This window comes from Variovorax glucosi (genome assembly GCF_051216695.1).
Lineage (GTDB): Bacteria > Pseudomonadota > Gammaproteobacteria > Burkholderiales > Burkholderiaceae_C > Variovorax.
This window is the reverse complement of record NZ_JBPJZE010000104.1, coordinates 1-1411: the sequence shown is the minus strand read 5'-3', so window position 1 is coordinate 1411 and position 1411 is coordinate 1. Positions and strand designations below refer to the sequence as shown.

Annotated in this window: 1 protein-coding gene; it reads right to left on the bottom strand. The window is 70.5% G+C overall.

Features of this window, described 5'->3' with window-relative positions; genetic code table 11:
- Positions 1-1341 (bottom strand): FGGY family carbohydrate kinase (locus ACSFA3_RS23270; RefSeq protein WP_435507804.1); only part of this gene is annotated, 1341 nt, incomplete at its 3' end.
- Between the last annotated feature and the right edge of the window lie 70 nt (positions 1342-1411).

Sequence of the window (1411 nt, the reverse complement as noted above, 5' to 3'; positions counted from 1 at the left end):
CGCGGCGTGGTCGATGCCTTGCGACATGGCGGCGTAGATGGCTGCGCCGCGCGCGCCGGTTTCGTCATCGGCGCAGCGCTCGACCGGGTGGCCGAGAAAGCCGGCGAGCAGGCGCACAAGGCGCGTGTCGCTCGCACCACCGCCGAGCACCGTCGATGCGGACACGGGCAAGCCGCAGGCTGCGAGGCGCGCCGTGTGTCGTGCGTGCAGCGCGGCGACCGAATCGACCACCGCACGCGCCATGTCGCCACGCGTGTGATGGCTCTTGAGCCCGACGAAGCCCGCCGTCACGCCCCCACCGCCGTTGACGAAGGGCAGGAAGCGCAGGCCGCCCGCACCCAGCGGCACCGACATCGCCAGGTCGACGACAGCGCGCGAATCGGGCAGCCCCAGCACGCCGGCCAGCCATGCGATGTTGGCCATCGACGACGGGCTGTTCTCCATGTAGAGCCGCTTGTCATCGCGGCCGAAGTTCACGACGGCGGCAACGTCGGGCTTGGGCTCGATCACCGGCCCGATCACCGCGTTCACGCACCAGGTGCCGAAGACCGACACCGCGCGAGCACGCCCTTCGGCGCAGATCGCGGTCATCGAGGCGAGCAGGTCGATGGCCCCCATCGCCACGGGAATGCCTGCGGGCAGGCCGCACAGCGCGGCTTCAGCAGGCCGCAGCTTGCCCACGACCTCGCCGCTCGGCACCAGCGGACCGAAGACGTGCGGCCCGAGGTCCGCGATGCCCGATGCATCGAAGGCCGCCTGCGACCACGTGCCGGTGGCAATCGACACCAGCCCCGCGGTGCTCGCGTCACTGGCATCGGTCGCGATCTCGCCTGTCAGCAGAAAGCCGAGGTAGTCCTTGGCGAACAGCAGCCGGCGCACCGCGCCGCGCTGCACGGCATCGGTGCCCAGCAGCTCGGCCGCGATCACGGTGGGTTGGCCGGGCCACGGCCTGCAGCCGACATCCGCGAACAGCGTCTCGCCGTGGCTCAGCGAGAGCGAACGCGCACGCGCATCGGCGCGCTGGTCGGTCGAGGCCACGGCCCGTCCGCCCACGAGCTCGTTGCGCGCATCGAGCGCATAGAGCCCCGCGCCGTGGCCCGTGCAGCCGATGGCGCGGACCTCGGCCACGCGGGCGCCGAGCTGGTGGGCGACGTCGCGCAGCACATGGGTCAGGGCCGCGCGAATGGCAGTCGCGCTCACTTCGCATCCCCCTCCAGGCAGCCGGTCGTGCGGCAGTGGCATTCGGGACAGGGCGATGGAGCGGCCGCTCCCGGCTTCGAGGGCCAGGGCTTTCAGGCTGCTCGACCCCATGTCGATGCCGATCAGTATGTTTGGCTTCATGTCATAACAGCTTCGGCGGAATAAAAGCGCGTTGCCAGTAGCGTTTCCCCTAGTTATCCCGTCAAACGGG